The organism is Sphingomonas sp., assembly GCF_029239295.1.
Lineage (GTDB): Bacteria > Pseudomonadota > Alphaproteobacteria > Sphingomonadales > Sphingomonadaceae > Sphingomonas.
The window spans coordinates 128,568-150,490 of record NZ_JAQZBC010000006.1; the positions used below are offsets into that span (position 1 = coordinate 128,568).

Below are 21,923 nucleotides of genomic sequence, written 5' to 3' on the forward strand. Positions count from 1 at the left end.
TTCAGGACTGGTGAATGGCCTTGACGTTAAGGAACGGCTCCAGCCCTTCCCGTCCGCCTTCGCTGCCGAAGCCGCTGTGCTTGACGCCGCCGAACGGTGAGTCAGCGCCGCTGATGGCAAAGCTGTTGACGCCCACCATGCCGGCCTCGATCGCGTCCGACACCCGCGCGGCGCGGCGGCCGTTCTCGGTGAACATGAACGATGCTAGGCCATATGGCAGACGGTTCGCGCTTGCGATCGCCTCTTCCTCGGTTTCGAACGGCTGGATCAACGCCACCGGACCGAACGGCTCGTTGGACATGATATCCGCCTCGATCGGCACGTCGGCGAGAACGGTCGGCTGATAGAAGAAACCGGAGCCGAAGCGGCTGCCGCCTGCCATGACCCGCGCGCCACGCGACACCGCATCGTCAACCAGCGCTTCGATCGCATCCGGGCGGCGGCCGTGCGCCAACGGTCCCATCTTCGTGTCTGGATCCAGGCCGTTGCCCACCGCGACGCCGCGCGTCCGCTCGGCAAAGCCGTTGGCGAACTTTTCGTAGATGCTGCGCTGTACGTAGAAGCGCGTTGGCGAAACGCACACCTGCCCGGCGTTGCGGAATTTCTGCGGCACGACCATGTCGAGCGTGCGCTCCAGATCGCAATCGTCGAAGATCAGGACCGGCGCGTGTCCACCCAGTTCCATCGTCGTCCGCTTCAGATCCTCCGCTGCCAATTTCATCAGGTGACGCCCGACCGGCACGGAGCCAGTGAAGCTCAGCGCACGGATGACAGGGGATCCCAGAATATGCCGGCTGACCAGGTCGGGTTCGCCGAATACCAGCTGCAACACGTCACCCGGCAGTCCTGCGTCCAACAGGCAGCGGATCGCGGCGCTCGTGCAGCCCGGCGTTTCTTCCGGCGGCTTCGCGACGACGGAGCAGCCTGCCGCGAGCGCTGGCGCTAGCTTCTTCATCATTAGATAGACGGGAAAATTCCACGGCGTGAACGAGGCGACCGGGCCAACCGGCTGACGAATCACGATCGAGCGCGACCCCGACGGGCGCATCAGCACGCGGCCCTCGATGCGCGTCGCCTCCGCCGCATAAAAATCGAGCAACTCGGCGCTGGCACCCACTTCGCCCCGCGCTTCGCCGATCGGCTTGCCCTGTTCGGTGGTCAGCAGCGTGGCAATCGCCTCCACCCGCTCGCGCATCAGCGTCGCTGCTTTTCGCAGGATGGCCGCCCGCTGCGCCGGATCGGTATTGCGCCAAGTCACGAAACCACGCGCGACCGAATCAAGCGCCAGGTCGAGATCGGCCTTGGAGGCTAGCGGCACTGCGGCGATCGCGTCGCCATTGGCGGGATTGAGCACGGGCTGCTCATCACGCCCTTCACTGCCCTGCCATGCGCCGTCGACGAACAACTGCAATTCGGTATCGTAAGCCATAACCCTCCGTAGGGGACGATCGCCGCGCCCCCTGTGTTATTGTTCGCATAGCGCCGGAAAGTTCGCTTTACGAGCAAATTTCGCGGCGATATGGCTCTACCATGATTGAGGCACTTCGCGGAAAAACCATCCTCCTGACCGGCGCCTCGAAGGGGATCGGGGCGGCAACGGCGCGGATCCTGCTGGATGCCGGCGCTCATCTGATCGCCCATTATGGCACCGACGAACCCGGCGCACGTGCGGCGGTCGCTGGGTTCTCAGGGGATCGGGTGAAGCTGCTTTCCGCAGACCTTGGTGATCGTGCCTCCACGCTCGCTCTTTGGGCCGCCGCCGTGGCGTGGCGCGGCCGCATCGATGTCCTGGTCAACAATGCGGCGGTCATGCCGTTCAACGGCGCGTTCGATGGGCCGGACGAGGATTTCGAAAGCGCCTGGGATCAGTCGTTGGAGGTGAATGTCCGTGGGCCAGCGCGGCTGATGCGGGCGGCCGTTAATCACTTCAAACAGGCCGAAGGTGGCTCGATTGTCACCATTTCCAGCTGGGCGGCGCAGCGCGGCGTCACCAATCCGGCCACCATTGCCTACGGCGCCTCAAAGGCGGCGGTCCGTTCCGCAACCCAGTCGATCGCGCGCGCTTATGCCCGCGACAACATTCAGGCCTATATCATCGCGCCCGGCGTTGTCCGTACCCGGCTGTCGGAGGAATTCGCGGCCAGCCAGGGCGGGGAGGAGCGTGTCAGCGCCACGCTCGCCAGTGGCGAATGGGTCACCCCGGAAGAGGTCGGCAATATCGTTGCCTTCGTCGCGAGCGGCGCAGCACGGCAACTGTCGGGCGCGACGCTGGACGTGAACGGCGCGAGCTACATCCGCTGATATGCGCGTAACCCTTCCCGGAGCCGAACGCCGCGGCCCCTCGTTCGGGCTGACGTTCGACGGAGAGAAGGTGGAAGCGTGGCCGGGTGAAAGCATCGCCGCCGCGCTGACCTCCGCCGGGAAGCGGGCACTGCGCGAGGCACCGACCGGCGCGCCGCGCGGCATGTGGTGCGGCATGGGCGTGTGCGGCGAGTGCCGCGTGGAGGTGGACGGCCAGGTCCGACTCGCCTGCATGACGCCGGCGACGCCGAACCAGGCAATCCGCCATGCACCCGCGCGCATCGTCGCGGGTGAGAATACCACCGCGTCGGCGCTTGGCATGGCGACCGTAGAAACGCCGGACGTGCTGATCGTCGGTGCCGGGCCTTCAGGCCTGTCGGCGGCTCGCATCGCCGCATCGGCGGGGCTCGACGTTCTGATTGCCGACGAGCGGGCCATGGCCGGCGGACAATATTTCAAACAGCCTGCCAACGCCTTTACGGTCGATCCAAAAAGGGTCGACCGACAGACCGCCGAGGGTCGCACGCTGATCGCGCAAGCCGTCGCTTCAGGCGTGCGGATCCTGCACGGCCGAATGATGTGGGCGGCGACGCGCGACGACGATCGCGCCTTATCGGTCTATTTGTCGGGTGATGACGGGGCCGTCGTCGTTCGTCCAAAGCGGCTGGTGCTGGCGATGGGCGCCTATGAGCGGCCCTGGCCGATACCCGGTTGGACCCTGCCCGGCGTCATGACGGCCGGCGCAGCGCAGACGCTGCTGCGCGCTTATTCCACTGCGCCGGGACGCCGCGTTCTGGTCGCGGGCAATGGTCCGCTCAACATCCAGGTCGCCCGCGAATTGCTGCGTGCCGGATGTGAGGTCGTCGCGCTGGTGGAGGCCGCCCCAGCCCTGGGGCCGGCCAACGCTCTTGATGCGGCCCGCATGGCTCGCGCCGCACCGCGACTGGCGCTTGACGGCGCCGCGATGCTGACCGCCCTGCGCCGCGCCCGCGTGCCGATGCTCCACGGCTATGTCGTCACTCGTATCGATGGTGAGGATAAGGCCCGCACGGCTACGGTCGGCCGGCTGGATCGCGAGGGAGATGTGGTCCCCGGAAGCGAGCAGACGTTCGATGTGGATGCGGTGTGCCTGGGCTATGGCTTTCTGCCCCAGGCAGAGGCGGCGCGGGCGCTGGGGTGCGCGATGGAGAGCAGCGCCGACGGGACCATCGGCGTGGTGCGTGACGATGCCGGCCGTACCTCGATCGATGACGTGCAGGTGATCGGCGACGGGGGAGGATTGGGCGGCGCGCGGATCGCCATGGCGCAGGGGGTGCTGGCAGGCGCCGCGCTGGTCGATGCGATCGGCGGGAGCAGCGTGCCAGCTGCCGTTCACGCAAAAGCGAAGCGTGAGCTGGCGCGGCATCGCACCTTCCAGGATGCCTTGTGGCGCATCTACACGCCCGTCGGCACGCCGAAACTGCGGCCTCAGGCGTTGCTGTGTCGGTGCGAAAGCATACCCGTTTCGGCCGTGGATGCGCTGCTGTCGGCCGGTCTGCGGGACATTTCGGCCATCAAGCGAGCGACACGCGCCGGCATGGGCGCGTGCGGCGGACGATATTGCGCCGCGCTGATCGAAGCCAGGCTGGCGGCGGCCGACCCGTCCCACCAGGCGCCGGCAATCGCCGGCTTCGCACCGCGCGCGCCGTTCAAACCGACCACGATCGACCAGATCGTGGCCACGGCACAAAATGACCGCATAAAGAACGAAAGTTCGTCAGAAGAACATTGACGACCCTGATGCCGCTTGTCATTCGACGATGCGGGGGAGGGCCGATGTGCTGCGCCGATGCTGGATATTGTCATTTCTGATCTTCGCGATGTTGAGCGGCGGGGTGCATGCACGTTCGCTGGAGGAAGTCCGCAAGTCAGGTGAGATCCGGGTCGGGGTGAACCCCAATTTCCCGCCGATGAGCAGCTATGGCGATGACAATCGCCTGGCAGGATTTGATGTCGACGTTGCCAAGCGCATCGCCACGGCGCTGGGGTTCAGGGTGACGCTGGTGCCGACCGAGGCGGCGCAGCGCGTGCCCTTCCTGGTATCCGGCCGCATCGACATGTCGATGGGCGCGCTGACCATCACGCCCGAACGCCAGGCGCTGATCGATTTCACCATCCCGCTCCATTCAGAGGCGATGGGCGTCATCACGACGGACCGCGTCAAGGCGGAGCGCTGGGAGGACCTGAACCGCGCTGACGTGACGCTGGTGAACATGCGGGGCAACCAGTCGGTCACGGTCCTCCAGGAAAAGCTGCCCCTGCCCCGCCGCCTGCTGGTGGACGGCAACGCCGACACCATCCGCGCCATCGCGCAGGGCCGCGCCGACGCACTGATCGAGAACACCGACTTCTTCCTGGGCTTCACCCGCAACTACCCCGAAGTGGCGTGGCGCGTCCTTCCCGACCCGATCTTCGCCGCCTGGTGCGGCATTGGCGTCGCCAAGGGCAATGCCGGCCTTCAGGCCGAACTGGATCGGGTGCTTCATACGCTGCACAAGGACGGCAGCATCGCCGCCATGTGGCGCAAACATTATGTAGCGGACATGAGCGTGCCCGTCGGCGAGGAGCAGATCGCCCCCGCGCTTCGCGAGCGCTCCGCCGCCGAGCAGACCGACAGCCGCGGCTATGCCTTCGATTTCAGCGGCGTTATCGGCCAGATCCCCTATCTGCTCGGCGGCGCAGCGATCTCGCTGCAGATCGCCTTCCTCGCCTTCATCATCGGCGCCTCGATCGGCCTCGGTGGAGCGATGGCGCTGCTTTATGCGGCGGGGCCGATCCGCAGTTTCGTCAGCGGCTATGTGACGCTGTTCACCAACACGCCCGCGCTCGTGCAGATCTTCCTGATCTATTACGCGCTGCCCGACGCGGGCATCAAACTCGGCTCGTTCACCGCCGTGGTCATCGGCCTGACGCTCAACGCGGGCGCGTACCTGACCGAGATCATCCGCGCCGGTGTCGCCTCGGTCCGCCCTGCTGAACTGGAGGCGGCGAGCGTTCTCGGCCTCAACCGGCGTAACGTCATGACGCATGTCATCGTGCCGCACGTGTTGCGTACGGTGTATCGCCCGCTCGCCAATTTCTTCATCGTACTCGTCCTTGGCAGCTCGATGGCCGCGCTGTTCGGCGTGGAGGAGCTGACCGGCCGCGCGATCAACGTCAGCACCGCGAGCCTGCGCACGATCGAGACCTTCGCCGTCGCTGGCCTCATCTACATCGCCCTCACCCTCATCGCCTCGGCCGCCCTGGCGTGGTTCGGGCGCACATTCTTCCGCGTCCGGACGGGGGCCTGACCATGATCGACTCCATTGTCGAAAGCGCACCGCGCTTCTTCACGCCGGGCGTTGCGATGTTCCTGCTTGCCGCGCTGTGGCGCACGGTGGTGATGACGGCGATCGGCTGTTCGCTGGGCTTTACGTTCGGCATGGGCCTGGCGGTGTTGCGCCGGACGCGCTCAGCCGCGCTGGCCCCGGCCCGCTACCTTGCCATGCTGCTGGTGGAAACGTTCCGCCGGCTGCCGTTCCTGGTGCTGCTGATCCTGTCACTGTTCGCAACGCAGATCATCGCGCCGGAACTGTCGCTGCTTGGCATCGCGACCGTCGCCGTGACGCTGTATGCGAGCGCCTATCTGTCCGAGATCATTCGTGCCGGCCTTGATTCCGTCCCGCGCGCGCAGGTGGAAGGCGCCGAGGCGCTCAACTTCAACGCGTGGCAGGTGTTCTGGCTGGTCATCCTGCCGCAAAGCTGGCGCATCATCCTGCCGCCGGCCACCGCCTTCATCGTCATGTTCATCAAGGACACGTCGCTCGCTTCGCACCTTGGCGTCGTGGAGCTGACCTTCTCGGGCAAGATCCTGGTGAACCGCGGCTTCCCGCCGACACTCGGCTTCGGCGCGGTCCTGCTCCTGTATTTCCTTCTGTCTTGGCCGCTCGGCCTGCTCGCCAAGCGCCTGGAGAATCGCCTTGCACCATCTCGACGTCCGTGACCTCGAAGCCAGCTACGCCGGCAATCCTGTCCTGCGCGGCGTTACCTTGTCCGCCGACAAGGGAGAGGTCGTCAGCCTGATCGGCCCGTCCGGATCGGGCAAGAGCACGCTGCTGCGCGTCCTGATCGGCCTGACGCCGCCAACCGGCGGCGCAGTCAGCATCGGCGGTGCGGCAGTGGACTATGACGACAAGCGCAGCCTGCGCGCGCTGCGCAGCCGCATGTCGATCGTGTTCCAGCAGTTCAACCTGTTCCAGAACATGACGGCGCTGGCCAATGTGGCAATCGCCCCGGTCAAAGTGCACGGCGTGCCCAAGCGCGAGGCGGAGGAGCGCGCCATGGCGCTGCTCGACAAGGTTGGGCTGGGGCACAAGGGCGACAGCTATCCCGACCAGCTATCAGGCGGCCAGCAGCAGCGCGTGGCGATCGCCCGTGCGCTGGCGGTAGAACCGGAAATCCTGCTGCTGGACGAAGTGACCTCCGCGCTCGACCCGGAGCGGGTGGGCGAAGTGCTCGATACCGTTCGCGCGCTCGCGGGGGATGGCATCACCATGCTGCTGGTCAGCCACGAAATGGCGTTCGTGCGCGAAATCTCCACCCGCGTGGTGATGATGGATGCCGGCCAGGTGGTGGAGACCGGCACCTCATCAGAGATCTTCACCGCTGCAACGATGGAGCGGACGCGCGCCTTTGTCGGCGCTGTTATCCGGCACGGGGGCTGAACGCATCAAACGGCGCCTCCATCGGCGGCGGCTTTCCCTGCACCATGCTAGCGATCGCACGCGCGGCAGCTGGCCCGCCGGTGAAGCCCATCCACGGCACATAGTTCAGGAACACGCCCGGCGCGCCGGGCAGTTCGCCCAGGATCGGCAGCCAATCGTCGGTGCCGTTCACGAACGCCGCCCAACTGCGCACCAGCTTCAACCCGCCGATCGCCGGTACCGCAGCGCGCGCCAGCGACAGGTTCAGCGCCAGATTGTCGACATCGACGATCGGGCGCCCCTCCCCATCGAGCCGCGCGGACCAACCGCCGCCGATCAGGATGCTGCCGGCGCGCGTCTGCTTCATGGTCAGCTTTTCGCCAGCGCTATAGACGAGATGCTTGATCAGCGGGGCGGCAGGCTCGGTCACGCTCACCTGGATCGGGAAGGCCTGCACCCCCAGCGTTACCCCCAGTGCCTCGGTCAACGCGCCGCTGGCCCATCCCGCGGCGATCACGATGCGATCGGATGTAAAGCGCCCGCCGGCAGTGGCGACGGTGTATGCGCCTGCCTCGCGCGTGATCGTGGCCGGCCCGGCATACCTGACGATGCGGGCACCCGCCGCTTGCGCCGCGTGCGCAAAGGCGGGCGCGACCAGCATCGGATTGGCCTTCCCCTCGATCGGGCACAGCGCGCCGCCAATAAGATCTTCGGAAAGATAGGGGGCGTGTTCGCGGAGCGAACGGGTATCGAGCAGTTCCATCGGCAAACCCGCAGACCGCTCCACCGCCGCCTTGGCTGCGATTTGCGCCATTTCCGCCTCGCTCGCGCCGACCAGCAAACCGCCGCCAAAGCCGATCTCCAGATCGGTGCCAAGCTCTTCCTCCAGCGTCCGCCAGATCTCCAGCGAGGCCATGTAGAAGGGGATCGCCTGAGCGTAGTTGCTCGCCCATTGTGGGCCGAGATTACGGAAGGGATCGTGTGGAATCTGCGCGTGAAGGCTGCCGGCATTGGCGCTGCTGGCGAGCCCGCTGAGCCCCGCCTGCTCAACCAGTGTCACAGCGGCGCCATCACGCGCGAGGTAATAAGCGGTCGCGCATCCGGCGATGCCGCCGCCAACCACGATTACCTCGTCCACAGCCACGTTCCCATCATTAACCACCTCCGCAAAGTTCTCATCTTGCCACTCAAAAGTTGGGCGCTATGGGTACAAGTGTTCGCTTATCGAATGGCATGGCACAAGCGTATCGTCCATGCGCATCCAGACAGAAAGCAGGTTCATGAAGAAATTCCGCGGTAGTTACACCGTCGCGGTCACGCCGTTTTCGGCCGACAGCGCAACCATCGATTACGGTGCGCTTCGCTCGTTCCTCGACTGGCAGCTCGAGTGCCGGGTACCCGGCATCATCATGCTTGGGACGACGGGCGAGTTCCTGACGATCAGCCGCGAGGAACGCCGTGCGTTGGTAGCCGAGACGGTGAAGCATGTGGGTGGCCGCATGGACGTGCTGGTCGGCACGATGGACGCGTATACGCCTAACGCGGTCGCCTACAGCGCGGAGGCCCAGGCGCTGGGCGCTGACGGGCTGATGATCATCCCGCCTTATTACTACACGCCGACTGATGACGAGATTTTCGAATATTATCGCGCGATCTGCGCGGCCGTCACCGTGCCGATCATGGTGTACAATAATCCGGTGACGTCGAACCGCGACATGAGCGCAGCGCTCATCGCGAAGCTGACCCATTCGTTCGAGCAGGTTCGCTACATCAAGGAGGCGAGCATGGACGTCGCCCGGGTGTATGACATCGTCGAGGAAACCGGCGGCGTGATGAACGTGTTCGCAGGCGAACGTCCGGTCGAAAGCTTCCTACTTGGCGCGGTCGGCTATGTGAACCCCTATGGCAATTACCTGCCATATGCGACGACCCGGCTGTGGGAGCTGCTGGAGCAGGGTCGCATCCGCGATGCCGCCGCGATCCAGCATCTGGTGCACCGCGCCGATCGCATCATTGCCGAGGGTCATCCGACCTATGGCCACCAATGCTATTCGAAGGCGCTGGCGGGTGCGATGGGTCACCCGGTTGGCGATGTGCGCCAGCCGCTGACCACCTTCGCCAGCCTGGGTGACGAGGGCAAGCAGAAGCTGGCGGCGATCCTGGCGATCTTCGAGGAGATCGACGCCCTGATGAAGGACATCGATGCACGTACGAGCGACGCCGTCGAGACTGCCGCATGAGTGACACGCCCGCCCTCTTCACGCCCTTTGCGTGCCGGGGCGTGGCGTTCCGCAACCGCATCATCCTGTCGCCGATGTGCCAATATGTGGCGCAGGACGGACATGCGACCGACTGGCACCGCGCGCACCATGCGCGCTTCGCACTGGGTGGCGTCGGCGGCGCGGTGGTGGAGGCGACGGCCGTCACGGCGAATGGCCGGATCACGCCCGGGTGCCTGGGCATCTGGTCGGACGATCACGTCGCCGGGCTGTCGACGATCACGAAACTGTACCACGATCAAGGCGCGGCGGTTGGCATTCAGCTGGCTCATGCGGGTCGCAAGGGCAGCGCGGAGGTGCCGTGGGACGGCGCGCAGCCGATCGATCCGGCAGACGCGCGCGCGTGGCAGACGATCGCGCCCAGTGCGCTGCCGTTCCTCGATGGCTGGCCGACTCCAGATGCGCTGACCGAAGCGGATATCGCGACCATCATCGATGCCTTCGCGGCGGCTGCGTATCGAGCCGTCGCAGCCGGGTTCGATTTCGTCGAGGTCCATGGCGCGCACGGCTATCTGATCCACAGCTTCGTCTCTCCGCTGAGCAATCAGCGCGGGGACAGTTGGGGCGGCGACGAGGCCGGACGATTCCGCCTGCCGCTGGAGATCGTGCGTCGGCTGCGCGCCGAGCTGCCCCAAGGGATGCCGATCTTCTACCGCCTGTCGCTGTTCGACGGGACGGAGGGCGGGCTTCAGGTGGATGACATGGTTCGCCTGGCCACCGCCCTGCGCGAGGCGGGCGTCGACGTGGTCGATTGCTCCTCCGGCGGTGTTCGCGGCGGCTCGGGCGTCGCCGATGCGGCCCCCTCGCCCGGCTACCTCGTCCCACATGCCGCCCGCATCCGCGCTGAGGCTGGCGTGGCGAGCATGGCCGTGGGCCTGATCGTTACCCCGGAGATCGCCGAACAGGCGATCGCATCCGGCAGCGCCGATCTGGTCGCGATAGGTCGCGAATTGCTGGCCGACAGCAACTTTGCCTATCGCGCGGCGTCCGTGCTGGGGCTGGAACGGCCCAACGCGGTATTCCCGCGCAACTACGCCTTCTTTCTGGAACGACGGCGGTACCGCTGATCGAGGCTGACAGGCTGAAAAAGCCCGCGCTGCCGAGGGTAGCGCGGGCTTTTTTGTCTGGATGGGTCGCCCGTCGCTACGCCAGCCCGTCGCGGACCGTCCGCCCGACGAAGAAACCCCGCCGGGCTCGCCGACGGGTTTCTCAAGGTCACACTCTATCGCTGCGTTCAGCGCATCGTGCGAACCTGATCGTCCTTGCCGGTCATTTCCCAGCGGATCAGTGCGATCGGGATGAGGCCCGACTGGATGAAGCGATCATGGAATTTGGTCAGGTCGAAGTCGTCGCCCTTCGCCAGCCGCTCTTCGGCGAGCAACTGTTCCAGCTGAACCTTCCCGAAATAATAGTTCAGGCCAAGCCCCGGCTGACGCAGGTACAGCGCCATGTCGTAGATCGCGGTGTCGTCGGTCTTCTCCATCCAGCGGGGGGTACGACCAGACAACGATTCCAGCGCCTGATCGAAGGTCCATTCATTGGCCTGGGCCAGCAACTCCGCCTTCAGCCGCGCGCCGCGGTTGGCCTGCAGCACATAATGGATCTCCCGCGCCTTCGGCCGATCATCCAGCCAGCCGGCCTGAAGCAGCATTTCCTCCAGGTAGAAGGCCCAACCCTCCAGGCGCCCGCTGTCGATGAAGCCAAGCCGTTCGTCACCGCGAATTGGGCGCGGATCACGCGTCCGTGAAGCGCTGTCGAAAATGTGCCCCGGCAGATTGTGCGCGCGCAGGCTGCGCGGATCGCGATCTTCCGCCTCGCGGAAGAAATTGCGGTCGATCGGTTCGGCAAACGGCCCCGGCACTGCCGGATCCTGGTTCGCCGGCATCACATAAGGTCCCTCGGGTGGCGGCACCGTCAGCCAATCGGGCACGGTCATGATCTTGCGCGCTTTCAGGAAGCGAAGCAGATCCTCGTCCGCCTCCCGTCGCAGCGCCTCGAACCCGTCGAGGGAGGTAACCGGGCGCGGCATCGGGAGGGCCTGGTGCTCGTGCTCCTCGATCGCGAGGAACGCCATGCTGCGTTCCCATTCGCGTTCGCCCAGCACCTTCATCTCGGCGAAGGTCCACGGCATCAGCATGACATTCTTCAGATACCAGTCGAAGTCCGCGATGCCGATCCCGGCATGCTGCGGCAAACGCGACTTTTCGGCGCGCAACCATGCGGCAAACTCCCGCGACGCCTTTTCCGCCGCGCGCGCCAGGCCCAGCAGCTCAGGGTGATGCTTCGCCACGTCGCGCGCCAAGCGGCCGTAGACGCGGGTTTCGATATCATGGTGCATGATCCCCAGCTGGATCAGGTCGCCGCGCGCATCTGTCAGCGTGCGGCGTGCGTTCGCCAGGATCGTCGGCGTCGCGCGCAGCTGCTGGGCAAAGGCGGCCTTCGCAGCAGGGTCCTTGATTGGCAGCTTCGGCGGCGAGAAGGCGGTTTTCACCTTTGGCCCCCAGCCCAGATCCAGTGTCGACCACCAGCTCGGGTCGCGCGCCCAGGGACGCAGCACCCGGTGCTCGAAATCCACCCCGCGCATTTCGGCCAGCGCCAGCATCAAATCCGCCCGCTGGGGGATTGGCCAGGCCGCATCGTCGATCGCGCCGATCCGCGCCATGGCGCGCTGCGCCGCCTGCTGGCGGGCTGCCATCGCCTGCTCAGAGACGTCCGGCACATGATCGCGAACGGTGAAATCAACGTCCTTTCTCGCCTGCTGATACAAAGCGACGAGATCTTCATGCGTGCGAACGGCGGCGTCCGGCGTGGATCGGGCAGCAACGCCCTGCGCCATCTGCGCCGTGGCCTGCACGCCCGCCTGTGGCGCCATCATCGCCAGCGACGCCGTCATCGTTCCCGAGAACAACCACTTCATTCAGACCCCCTCCGTTACCACACAACCGAAACACGATCACAGTGCGAACGCAAGTTCGCAGAGCGCTTTCTGTTGTGGAGACGTTGCGCAAAGCGCCAATGCTTGGACGGCGCTGGCTGATGAACTTCGTTCGCTGATCAATTGGGTTCGTGCAGGCCGTACACTTCAACCCGGCCGGGTGACGCGCGCTTTGCCGTCACATTGTCCTGTGGCTGAGATGATGAATCTGTTGAGATCGGCGTCGGCAGGGGATCGGGCGCCTTGCCTAGGACGAGTTCGGTCGTGGCATCGGCCTGCCGTGCGTGCTGGAGGTGCTCCGCCGCCATGATGTGGCCGCCAGCTTCTTCGTCCTGGCGCTCTGCGCCCTAGTGGACCCGCGAGACATGCAGGCTGGTGGGTGCCGGTCATGACGTCGGCAGACACGGCTGGGTGCACGACGATAACAGCCTGCTTGATGCTACGACCGAACGCGATCTGATGGTGCGCGCCCATGACGTGCTGACGCCGCTGCTCGGCGCCCGACTGGTCGGCCTCCGTTCGGGATCTGTCAGCGCATACGATGGTGATCGTCGCTAACATGGGGCTGCTCCTCGACAGTTCGCTGATGGGGGGGCGAAGTCCCGTACGAACTGCTGCTCGACACGCGGCCGACCGGCGTCGTCGAGATCCCGGTCGAATGGCTGCGATCATGCCGTGTACATGATGTTCAACCGCGGCCAGCTACGCGCCCCTCGGCCATGCCAGGCGATGTAGTTTCCTCTGCAAACGGGAGCTTGAGGCCGCCGCCGATGGCAGCGTGTTCCAGCTGTTCATGCACCCCTTCGTCATTGGTTACCGATCCCGCCTCTGGATCCCAGAGGTATTGATCGAGGCGGCGAAGGATCTGGGCGGCGCGTGGTTCGCCACCCACGCCGATTTGGCGCGCTGGGGGAGCGCTGCCGACGGGCCGGGCAGCCAAGCCGAGTAGCCTGCTGTCCGCCACGCCGCTACGGCTTGATCCCCAGCTTCTCCAACTCGTCGGTCTTGCCCAGCATTTCCCAGCGGATGAGGGACAGCGGGATCATGCCATGGCGGTTCAGCCCGTCGAAGAATTCCCGCGTGCGGAATGCCTCGCCGCGGCCCTCCGCCATCTCCGTCAGCAGCCGCTCGATCATCGCCTTGCCAGTGATGTAGCTGGGGCCGTAGCCCGGCAGGCGCAGGTACATCTGCTGTTCGAACCCGAGCAGCGGCAGCGTAGGCGACATGTAGCCGTTGGGTGTGCGCGTGACCTGCATCTGCATCGCGGCTTTCAGGTCGATCATGTTCGCCTGGGCGTATAGCGAGGCAAGGCCCCGTGCGGCGCGCTGCGCCTGCATGATCCACACGAATTCGCGCGACCGCGGCTCATCGTCGAACAATCCACCGTGAAGCATCAGCTCCTCGACGGCCGTCGCCATGCCCTCGGATCGGCTGAGCCAGACATTATACAGAAGCGGCCCACGCCTGATCTCGCTGGGATGCGGATCAGCCTGCATCATGCGCAGATCCCACCAATGGTAATAATGCGTCCACAAGGTCGTTGGCGCGCGGTGCATGACGATGTGGAAGAAATTCTGATCGGCAGGCGGAACGTAGCTCCCCACCCGCTTCATCAGTTCGGGCTCCATATAGTCCCGGACGGTCAGGATATCCTTGTCCTTCAGGAACTTCAAATATTTGCGGACCGATGCCGCGGCCAGCGCGTCATATTCCTTCGGACTGCCGGCGCCGACCAGTTGCGGCAAATGGCGGTTCCGCTGTTCTTCCATCCGCAGCGCCGCGTGCGAACGATCCAGCTCACGCTGCATGATCGCGACCTCGTCCGCCCAGGTCAGCGTGGAAAGCTGGACGTTCTTCAGGAACCAATTGTAGTTTTCGACGCCAACACCGGACGGCCCCGTCTTGCGCGGCGCCTGCGCCTTCACCCACTCGATGAAGCTGCGTGTTGCGGTCGCTGCATCGGCCACAGCGCGCACCAGCGTCGGATCGCCGCCCGCAACCTTGCGCTGCAGATCGTCCAGCGCCTCCTGCTGGCCGCTTAATGTCACCGGGCTGGCGGTCCACAGGTCGCGCGCGTCGCCGGTCAGGTTGACGCGCGCCTGGCGCAACAGCTCAGGGATATGCGCCAGTTCGCCAGCCAACTTCGTCGATGCGGCGGCATCCAGCGGGAAGCTGTAGGTCCACAATTCGATCGGCATCGGATGCACCGGGCCCTCGTGGGCCGGCGTGTCGCTTTGCGCGGTCCAGACGGACAGGTACCAGGCCGGATCACGCTCCCATGGCTTGGCGACGCGCAGATCGAAATCGAGGCCGTTCATCTCGGCCCGGATGATCTCACGGTCGACCTTCTGCGGTACGGTCCAACCAGTGGTGGGCAGCGCGTCGAGGCGCGCGCGCAGCTGCTTCAGTCCCGCCGCCTGGCGTGCCAGCGCAGGCGCGCTGTAATCCGTGGCGCCGTTCTTTACCTCGCCCAGCTGAAGCTTGCGCCATTCACGAAAGACGGTTTCCAGCGTGTCCTGCCGCGCCTGCGCCGCGACCGGGACTGGCAGGGCCAGCGCCGCCATCGTTCCCATCAGCGCCGCTGCCAGCAACAAACCATGTTTCATCAACCGTCCCCTTCGCGCCCGCTGTCGACCACCCGCCGAAGCCCAAACTGCGACCAGAGATCGTGGATGAACGCACGTTCGGCCGCTTGTGCTGGAGCCATGACACAGCACCCTCAACGAGGCCAGACACAATGTGCGCTATGCGACTGTATGTTCGCCTGTCGATATATTCTTGACAGCCGCGAGCTGCCCGCTTGATAGTACGCACTGACTGCAGGGTGTCCGCTGAGCGATCGTAGTCGCGCTGGCATTCCTCCTGCAACGCGCGATTTGCGCCAAGAAACGACAGGCTTTGGGAGTTGAGATCATGTCCTTCACACACCGGCCGCTGACGCTGGTCGTTGCGGCCGTGCTGATGGCGTCGACGCCTGGGATTGCCGCCGCACAGGGCGCGACGAGGCCCGTTGCCGCTTCCGTCGCCCGACCACCGGCTGGCCAGGGCAGCCACCAGGATCTGCTGCGGACATGGGGTGACTTCCTTAGCTGGCGCACCGCGCAGGCGAAAACCAGCGACTTCAGCCCGGCTGCAGTCGAGGGGCGCCGCGCCAAGGTGGCGGGCTATCTGCAGGCGATGGAGAACATGAACGTCGCCGGCTGGCAGCGCGCCGAGCAGGTGGATTGGCTCGCCGCCCGCGCGAAGATGAACGAGGAGGATTTCCTCCTGCGGGTGTCAAAGCCGTGGGAGCGCGACCCGGGCTTCTATGTCGACCAGCTGCTGCGCGTGTCGTTCACCGAGCTCCCCGCCAAGGGCGCGGCGTTGACCACGTTGCGCGGGCAGCTGCGCGAGATGCCGGCGATCGTCGCGCGGGCGAAGGCGACACTACGCAACGTGCCGGGGGACTATGCCGATCTGGCGCTGCACAACCTGACCAATGCCGATGGCGTCGGGCACGGCCACCCGTATCGCAAGGTGCCACCGGCCGGAATCATCGGGTGGTTCGATGATCTGGAAGGTCGCGCACGCACCGTGCAGCCGGCCGTGCTGCCCGACATTCGCGCCGCCCGCGCCGCCGCGGCCGATCTGCTGGCCTGGTTGCAGGCCGAGCGCCCCCGCATGACCGCACCCGCCGGCGTGGGCGAAGCGAATTTCAACTGGTACGTGAAGAACGTGAAGCTGCTGCCGTATAATACGGATCAGCTGCGCACGATCGGCCATCGCGAGACCGAGCGCCTGTGGGGTATGCACGCGCTGGAAAAGCACCGGAACCGCAAGCTGCCGGAACTCACGCTGCCGCAGACCGAGGCGGAGTATGAGAAGCGCAAGGCCGACACGCTGCGCGACATCCACGCCTTCCTGAAGGACGAGGAGATCATCACCGTCCCGGCGGACATCGGCTATCTCTACGTCAACGTGCCGTGGATCGTTCGCCCGAACGGGCCGAATTTCTGGGAGCAGATCCAGTATCGCGACCCCAGCCCCGACCTGTTCCACGCCACCATCCCGGGGCATGCCTTTGACGGGCAGATGGGCAAGCGTGATACCCATCCGATCCGCAGCAAGATCAACGACGGCGTTCGTGCCGAAGGCTGGGGCACCTATCTGGAGGAAGCGGCCCAGCGGCTCGGCTTCTTCGACAAGGACCGCGCCCGCACGCGTGAGCTGATCGACCTGTTCGGCATTTTCCGAGCGGTGCGGGTCGCGGGCGACCTCGACCTTCAGCTCAACCGGGCCACTGTGTCTGAAGTGGTGGCCGAGTGGCAGAAGTACACGCCATGGCTGGACCCCGATGTCGCGCGTGTCGATGCCGAGATCTACCTTCGCCGGCCGCCTGGCTATGGCCTGGGCTACACGGTCGGGATGATCGAGATGCAGAAGCTGCTGGGCGACGTACGGCGGCAGCAAGCGGACAAGTTCGTCCTCCGTGACTTCCACGATCGCATGATGACGATCGGGCGCATACCTTTGTCACTGATCCGCTTTGAGATGACGGGCAACGACGACGAAGTCTCGACTTTCTGGCGACGCGATCCTCTCCCCGGAGGCGCGTAACCACGGCCGGCCGCCACTGCCCCCCAGCAGTGCGGCCAAATCCTCGGCGTCATCACGCATGTTCCCGCGCCGGGGTCCCAAAACCTGAAGGGTGCTGGCCTATGGCTGGCACCCTCTTCTTTTATGGCGATGCCGTCCGGTTGAGCGTCAGGCACTGCTCGCTGTCCAATGCGGGCCAGCAGCCGTCCGAACAAAGACCCACGCAAAAAGGCGCGGACTCAACGCCCGCGCCTCCATTTACGTCTACCGCTGTGATGGACCGGTCAGGCGGCCTGTCTGCCGATCCACTCCTCGATCAGCTGCTCCAGCACGCCCAGCGGCATGATGCCCGACAACAGACCTGCATCATGGAAGGCGCGGATATCGAAGCGTGCGCCGAGGCGCCGGCGGGCATCCTCCCGCAGGCGGATCCACTCGCGCTGGCCGATCTTGTAGCTCGGCGCCTGCCCCGGGATGAGGCAGTAGCGGTCGACTTCCGAGGTCACGGAATCGCGGCTGTTGCCGGTTGCGGCGACCATATAGTCGATCGCCTTCTCACGGCTCCAGCGGTGGTGATTGAGGCCGCTATCGACAACTAGGCGCGCGGCGCGGAACAGTTCGCTCTGCAGATAGCCCAGGCGGCCAAGCGGATCGTTCGCGAACACGCCCATCTCGTCGGCGACGGTCTGCGCGTACAGCGCCCACCCCTCGACATAGGCGCTGCATTCCATCGTTCGGCGCCAGATCGGAATGCTTTCATTCTCCTGCGAAAGCGAGATCTGCATATGATGGCCGGGAACGGCCTCATGGTGCGTCAGGGTCGCCAGGCCGACGACGGAGCGATCCTCCATCTCGCGCATGTTGATGAAATACGATCCGGGCACGGTGCCATCGATGCTGCCGCGGCTGTAATAGCCCCCTGCCTTGCCCGCCTCGATCGCCTGGGGAATGCGTTTCGCCACGACGGAGGCGCGTGGCTGGGTCCGAAAGTACTGCGGCAGCAGCGCGCTGATCTCATCAATCTGTCGGGTGGCGTCGACCAGCATCTTCGCGCGGCCGGCGTCCGAGTTTTCGTACACGCCGTTCATGTCGATCGCCATCGCGTGGATGCGCTCGCCCAGCGTTCCCTTGGTATAGCCGCCCGGCTTCAGGATCCCCTCGATATCGGCGGTATGCTGCGCCACCATCTCGAGGCCCAGGCGGTGGATTTCGTCCCCGCTGAACGGCTTGGTGTTGAAGAGGCGGATGCCCCAGTCGTAGTATGCCTCGCCATCCGGCAAGCGCCATGCGCCCGCATCGTGATTGGCGGTCTGCCGCTGGCGCCGCAGCTCGGCAATCTGCCGATCAAGCGCGGGATAGACACGCTTCTCGACCAGCCCGGCGGATCGCTTTGCCCAGTCGCCGGCCACGCCCCGGGCCGCCGCACGCCGCGCGACCGACATGGCAAGCGTCGACTGCGCGGCAGGTACGCCGCGCAACAGCGAAATCTGCTTGATGCAGGTGTCGAGGATGAAGTCGGGGGCAGCGGCACCCCGGGAAGCATCGCGCCGCGAACGTTCGGTGTCTTGGTCGAGCACCGTGGCAAAGGCATCCAGCCGGCTCAGATACGCCTCGGCATCCTCCGTCGTCTCGACCCGGTGCGCGGTGTCGAGGAAGTCGGGGATGTTGTTGTACGTGCCATCGAGCTGGTTGACGGCATAGGCGCGCGGGTAGCCCGGCTCGCCAAATTTGAACCGGTCATACCCTTCGAGCGTGATGTCGGCGTAGAAGCTCATCGAGCGGTGATTGACGAGGTCGATCCCGGCAAGCTTCCTGGTGTCGATACGAGCCAGTTCTGTCCGGGCACGCCGGAGCGTATCCATAGAACGGGCGAACGCCCCCTCTGACCGATCGTTGAGCAGCCGGCGCGCCGCGGCATGTTCGGGCGCGCGGTCCAGCCCCAGCGACGTCAGCTTCTGCGGCGTGGCTGCGATTTCCTCCTTCCACACTCGGGAATAAAGGGCATCGAGCTGCGCCGCAGTGGCAGGATCGGATCGGGGAGCCCCACTCCCGGCCTGGGCCAGCGCCCTGCCGGGAACGGCGGCGACCGCAGCAAATGCGACGCCGGATTTCAAAAGGCTCCGCCGATCCATCGTCATGCTATTCCCTTGCCTTAGAACTTCGCGACCGCACCGATGCGGAACATCCGGCCCAGGCCGTCATAGGTGCCCGGATAGGTGTTCGCGGTGGCGCCCAGCCCGCCGACGTCGTTGCCGAACACCTGCGGCTGGCGATCGAACAGGTTGGAAATGCCCGCCGTCAGCGTGAAGGCCTCGGTCACGTTCAGCGAAGTATCGAGGTCGAAATAGTTTGCGGCGCGCAGGCTGGTGACCGGCGACGGACGCGTATCGGTCCCCAGGGCGAAGCGGTCGAGCTCCACCTTGCCGATGTGGCGCCAACGCAGCGAGACGATGGTCCCACCGTTCTCGTAAGCGAGACGGCTGGTCGACTTGAACTGCGGGATCAGGCCGTTGCAGATCGCGCCGAAGCGGCCCGAGCATTCATATGCCGGAAGCCCTTCACCGCCCTGGCGGATGAAGCTGTCGACATAGGTGGCGTTGCCGCCGAAGCGGACTTGCCCCGAACCGACCGGCACCGAATAGTTGACCGCGAAATCGAAGCCCTTGGTCTCGATCCGGCCGGTGTTGACCAGCGTGGCGTACACGCCGGTTTCGTTGCCGCCGAACAGCGAGCCGTTGATCGGATCACGCAGGATGCTCTGGCAGAACACCGAATTGATGTTCTGCGTGTTGAAATAGCAGGCGTTCAGCGCATTCTGTGCGCCACCCGCCAGCGATTCAATCGCGTCGACAATCTTCAGGCTGTAATAGTCGACCGACACGACGAGCCGGGGAATGAACGTCGGCTGGAAGATCACGCCGATCGTGTACGTGTCCGATTTCTCGACGTTCAGGTTCGGGTTACCGCCGGTGAACCCCTGAAACTGACCGGCCGGTGGCAGCGGAACCGCGCCATATCGGCCCGACGGCACGCCGGTCGCCTCGCACAGTGCCTGACCCGCGGTCGGGCTGACGCCGGCGCACGGATCGATGCCGGTGACGGCGGTTTCGACCTGCGGCTGGAACAGCTCGTTGATGTTCGGCGCACGAACCGCGCGTTGGTACAGGCCGCGGAAGCGGATGTCGCGAACCGGAGCCCAGTCACCGCCTGCCTTGAAGGTGTGCACCGTGCCGGCAGCGGTCGAATAATCCGAAATGCGATAGCCGCCTTCGAACGACAGCGCCTCGAAGAAGGGTCGCGATTCGATCAGCGGGATGCGGATTTCGCCAAAGGCTTCCTTCACATTGAAGTTGCCGACGACGCTGGCCGCAGTGCCGAAGCCTGCCGATCGGCCCGCCTCGTAATTGGCGTCGGGACGATAGCTTGAACCCTCGTCGCGATATTCGACACCGAACGCGAGGCCGATCGGATTGTCGGCGAACGGCGACTTGAAGTCGCCCAGGTCGCCCGACAGCGTACCGCCGGCGACCGTCTGGCGAGTCATCGCCTGGACCTGCAGATCCAGCGAGATGAAGTCGAGCGCGGCCTGGCTCACCGACGACGGATCGTTGGTGAAGATGTTCAGCGGCACGCAGCCGCCGGTCGGATCGACGCACTGCGGCGTGCCGTTGACGTTGCGCACCTGCAGTGCCTGCTGGATGAGGCCAAGGTTCGCGTCACCGGTCAGCTGGGTGTTCAGATCGGTGCGCGAATGCTGCGCAAAGACTTCCCAATTCCATGCGCCCACCTTGCCGCGCAGGCCGCCCTGCACCTGGAAGGCATTGCGGGTGAATTCCGAGAAGCGCGGCGCGGCAAAACGATAGCCGATCTGGGTGCGCAGGTTGCCGTTCGCATCGACACCGCCGGCACCCGCCTCCACGCGCAACGCAGCGACGGTGGCCGGCGCGAGGAAGGGATTGTCGGGATTGAGCGCGAAGGAGGCGAAGAAGGTGCCGCTCGGCGCCAGCTGAGTCGAGACGCGGTTGTGCGCAAAGGTGAAACGGCCGAACGCTTCGATCGCGTCGGTGATGTCGTAGCGGACGTTCGCACCGCCGAGCCAGCGCTCCTGCGGGACCTGGAGGTAGTTCACCGGGTTGGTGTTGTAGAAGCTCGCCTGGCTGTTCAGCGTGCCACCGGGGCCGAAGGAGACGGTACCGTCGCCATCGCCGTCGATGCCGCGGTTGCCCGGTGCCGACAGGACGATGTTCGCCGGGAAGGACGTGGTCGATCCCGCACGGATCAGACTGGTGCGATCGCGGCTGGGCTGCAGGGCATAACGCGAGAATTCACGCTGCCCCTGGAAGATCGGCTCCCGCTTCGTGTAGCCGCCCCACATCGTCATGTGTCCGCGACCATCGGCGAATTCGCCGCCGACCGTCAGGTTCGCGTCGAACAGATGGCCATCGCCTCGCTCGGTTATCTGCGACGTCAGGCCGAGCTGCGCGCCCTCGAAGCGATCGTTGAAGATGAAATTGACGACGCCTGCGAGCGCGTCCGAACCGTAGACGGCGGACGCGCCGCCGGTGACGACCTCGACCCGCTTCAACAGCGCGACGGGGATCGTGTTCAGGTCGACCACGCCGGTATTGCCCGACGGCATCCAGCGCTTGCCATCAACCAGGACGAGCGTGCGGATATCACCCACGCCGCGCAGGTTGACGGTGGTCGTGCCGTTGCTGCCATTGTTGTTGGTGCTGCTGGTCCCGGGCGTCGCCTGCGGAATTTCGACCAGCGTATCCTCGACGTTGACCGTCCCCTGGAGCGCGAGCTCCTGCGAGTCCGTCGTGTTGATCGGGCTGTTCGACAGCAGATTGGGCACCGCAATACGAGAGCCGGTCACCACGATATCGCCGCCGGCATTATCCGGGACTGCCTGACCCGCCAGATCCCCGCTCGCCTCCTGCGCGACAGCCGGAATCGACACAAACAGCGCAGCGCTGGTCAACAGGATACGCCTGGCTGCGGAAGCCCTAGTCATCAACAAACCCCTCTTGCTTTATCGTTCGCAAGGCGCCGTTTTGTTCGTATGGCGCACTTGTCGTCAAGCATTTTCCTGCGTAGTCGGGGCGCAGA

At 65.4% G+C, this 21,923-nt stretch carries 17 protein-coding genes; 10 read left to right on the plus strand and 7 right to left on the minus strand.

Features of this window, described 5'->3' with window-relative positions; translation table 11 throughout:
* Position 1: 1 nt before the first annotated feature.
* Positions 2–1,429, minus strand: a complete 1,428-nt coding sequence (locus K0S66_RS07805) for an NAD-dependent succinate-semialdehyde dehydrogenase (RefSeq protein ID WP_301074782.1) — start codon at positions 1,427–1,429, stop codon at positions 2–4.
* A 101-nt stretch (positions 1,430–1,530) separates the two neighbouring features.
* Here K0S66_RS07805 and K0S66_RS07810 point away from each other — a divergent pair, with 101 nt between their 5' ends.
* The 5 genes from K0S66_RS07810 to K0S66_RS07830 are packed head-to-tail and all read left to right on the plus strand — an operon-like array spanning position 1,531 to position 7,043.
* The gene (locus K0S66_RS07810; protein ID WP_301074783.1) at positions 1,531–2,301 is read left to right on the plus strand and encodes an SDR family oxidoreductase; all 771 of its coding nucleotides are present in this window, start codon (positions 1,531–1,533) and stop codon (positions 2,299–2,301) included.
* Between the two features lies 1 nt (position 2,302).
* Positions 2,303–4,072 carry an FAD-dependent oxidoreductase gene (locus tag K0S66_RS07815; protein WP_301074784.1) on the plus strand — a complete coding sequence of 590 codons (1,770 nt, stop codon included), beginning with the start codon at positions 2,303–2,305 and terminating at the stop codon, positions 4,070–4,072.
* Between the two features lie 46 nt (positions 4,073–4,118).
* Positions 4,119–5,630 (plus strand): ABC transporter substrate-binding protein/permease, encoded by a 1,512-nt coding sequence (locus tag K0S66_RS07820; RefSeq protein ID WP_301074785.1) that lies wholly within the window; start codon positions 4,119–4,121, stop codon positions 5,628–5,630.
* Between the two features lie 2 nt (positions 5,631–5,632).
* Positions 5,633–6,322: an amino acid ABC transporter permease gene (locus tag K0S66_RS07825; RefSeq protein WP_301074786.1), complete on the plus strand. Its 690-nt coding sequence runs from the start codon at positions 5,633–5,635 to the stop codon at positions 6,320–6,322.
* On the plus strand, positions 6,300–7,043 hold the full coding sequence (locus tag K0S66_RS07830; RefSeq protein ID WP_301074787.1) for an amino acid ABC transporter ATP-binding protein: 744 nt from the start codon (positions 6,300–6,302) through the stop codon (positions 7,041–7,043). Before K0S66_RS07825 ends, K0S66_RS07830 begins: the two co-directional genes overlap by 23 nt.
* Here K0S66_RS07830 and K0S66_RS07835 read toward each other — a convergent pair.
* The gene (locus tag K0S66_RS07835; RefSeq protein WP_301074788.1) at positions 7,024–8,160 is read right to left on the minus strand and encodes an FAD-binding oxidoreductase; all 1,137 of its coding nucleotides are present in this window, start codon (positions 8,158–8,160) and stop codon (positions 7,024–7,026) included. The two genes, K0S66_RS07830 and K0S66_RS07835, sit on opposite strands and share 20 nt — an antisense overlap.
* A gap of 142 nt (positions 8,161–8,302) precedes the next feature.
* Between K0S66_RS07835 and K0S66_RS07840 the strand changes: the two genes are divergently transcribed.
* Both K0S66_RS07840 and K0S66_RS07845 read left to right on the plus strand, forming a co-directional pair.
* Positions 8,303–9,262 (plus strand): dihydrodipicolinate synthase family protein, encoded by a 960-nt coding sequence (locus K0S66_RS07840; protein ID WP_301074789.1) that lies wholly within the window; start codon positions 8,303–8,305, stop codon positions 9,260–9,262.
* Entirely contained in the window at positions 9,259–10,368 is a 1,110-nt protein-coding gene (locus tag K0S66_RS07845; protein ID WP_301074790.1) for an NADH:flavin oxidoreductase/NADH oxidase, read from the plus strand. Before K0S66_RS07840 ends, K0S66_RS07845 begins: the two co-directional genes overlap by 4 nt.
* Before the next feature lie 167 nt (positions 10,369–10,535).
* On the opposite strand, the gene K0S66_RS07850 is transcribed toward K0S66_RS07845, so the two are convergent.
* Entirely contained in the window at positions 10,536–12,218 is a 1,683-nt protein-coding gene (locus K0S66_RS07850; RefSeq protein ID WP_301074791.1) for a DUF885 family protein, read from the minus strand.
* A gap of 137 nt (positions 12,219–12,355) precedes the next feature.
* A complete protein-coding gene (locus K0S66_RS07855) occupies positions 12,356–12,544 on the minus strand; it encodes a hypothetical protein (protein WP_301074792.1) in 189 nt (62 codons plus the stop codon).
* A 67-nt stretch (positions 12,545–12,611) separates the two neighbouring features.
* On the opposite strand from K0S66_RS07855, the gene K0S66_RS07860 reads away from it, so the two are divergent.
* On the plus strand, positions 12,612–12,794 hold the full coding sequence (locus K0S66_RS07860; protein ID WP_301074793.1) for a hypothetical protein: 183 nt from the start codon (positions 12,612–12,614) through the stop codon (positions 12,792–12,794).
* A gap of 220 nt (positions 12,795–13,014) precedes the next feature.
* Complete coding sequence (locus tag K0S66_RS07865) at positions 13,015–13,185, plus strand: hypothetical protein (RefSeq protein WP_301074794.1); 171 nt, start codon at positions 13,015–13,017, stop codon at positions 13,183–13,185.
* Between the two features lie 19 nt (positions 13,186–13,204).
* Here K0S66_RS07865 and K0S66_RS07870 read toward each other — a convergent pair whose 3' ends face one another.
* A complete protein-coding gene (locus K0S66_RS07870; RefSeq protein WP_301074795.1) occupies positions 13,205–14,842 on the minus strand; it encodes a DUF885 family protein in 1,638 nt (545 codons plus the stop codon).
* A 307-nt stretch (positions 14,843–15,149) separates the two neighbouring features.
* On the opposite strand from K0S66_RS07870, the gene K0S66_RS07875 reads away from it, so the two are divergent.
* Complete coding sequence (locus tag K0S66_RS07875) at positions 15,150–16,832, plus strand: DUF885 family protein (protein WP_301074796.1); 1,683 nt, start codon at positions 15,150–15,152, stop codon at positions 16,830–16,832.
* A gap of 263 nt (positions 16,833–17,095) precedes the next feature.
* Here K0S66_RS07875 and K0S66_RS07880 read toward each other — a convergent pair whose 3' ends face one another.
* Entirely contained in the window at positions 17,096–18,949 is a 1,854-nt protein-coding gene (locus K0S66_RS07880; protein ID WP_301074797.1) for a DUF885 family protein, read from the minus strand.
* 14 nt (positions 18,950–18,963) lie between these two features.
* Positions 18,964–21,828 carry a TonB-dependent receptor gene (locus K0S66_RS07885; protein WP_301074798.1) on the minus strand — a complete coding sequence of 955 codons (2,865 nt, stop codon included), beginning with the start codon at positions 21,826–21,828 and terminating at the stop codon, positions 18,964–18,966.
* Positions 21,829–21,923: the final 95 nt, after the last annotated feature.

Bases quoted from the DNA above. Each gene is read 5' to 3' on its own strand.
- K0S66_RS07825 (WP_301074786.1), top strand. From the start codon at position 5,633: ATGATCGACTCCATTGTCGAAAGCGCACCGCGCTTCTTCACGCCGGGC.
- K0S66_RS07815 (WP_301074784.1), top strand. From the start codon at position 2,303: ATGCGCGTAACCCTTCCCGGAGCCGAACGCCGCGGCCCCTCGTTCGGG.
- K0S66_RS07875 (WP_301074796.1), top strand. From the start codon at position 15,150: ATGTCCTTCACACACCGGCCGCTGACGCTGGTCGTTGCGGCCGTGCTG.
- K0S66_RS07880 (WP_301074797.1), bottom strand. From the start codon at position 18,949: ATGACGATGGATCGGCGGAGCCTTTTGAAATCCGGCGTCGCATTTGCT.
- K0S66_RS07805 (WP_301074782.1), bottom strand. From the start codon at position 1,429: ATGGCTTACGATACCGAATTGCAGTTGTTCGTCGACGGCGCATGGCAG.
- K0S66_RS07850 (WP_301074791.1), bottom strand. From the start codon at position 12,218: ATGAAGTGGTTGTTCTCGGGAACGATGACGGCGTCGCTGGCGATGATG.
- K0S66_RS07845 (WP_301074790.1), top strand. From the start codon at position 9,259: ATGAGTGACACGCCCGCCCTCTTCACGCCCTTTGCGTGCCGGGGCGTG.
- K0S66_RS07810 (WP_301074783.1), top strand. From the start codon at position 1,531: ATGATTGAGGCACTTCGCGGAAAAACCATCCTCCTGACCGGCGCCTCG.
- K0S66_RS07885 (WP_301074798.1), bottom strand. From the start codon at position 21,828: ATGACTAGGGCTTCCGCAGCCAGGCGTATCCTGTTGACCAGCGCTGCG.
- K0S66_RS07855 (WP_301074792.1), bottom strand. From the start codon at position 12,544: ATGGCGGCGGAGCACCTCCAGCACGCACGGCAGGCCGATGCCACGACC.
- K0S66_RS07840 (WP_301074789.1), top strand. From the start codon at position 8,303: ATGAAGAAATTCCGCGGTAGTTACACCGTCGCGGTCACGCCGTTTTCG.
- K0S66_RS07870 (WP_301074795.1), bottom strand. From the start codon at position 14,842: ATGAAACATGGTTTGTTGCTGGCAGCGGCGCTGATGGGAACGATGGCG.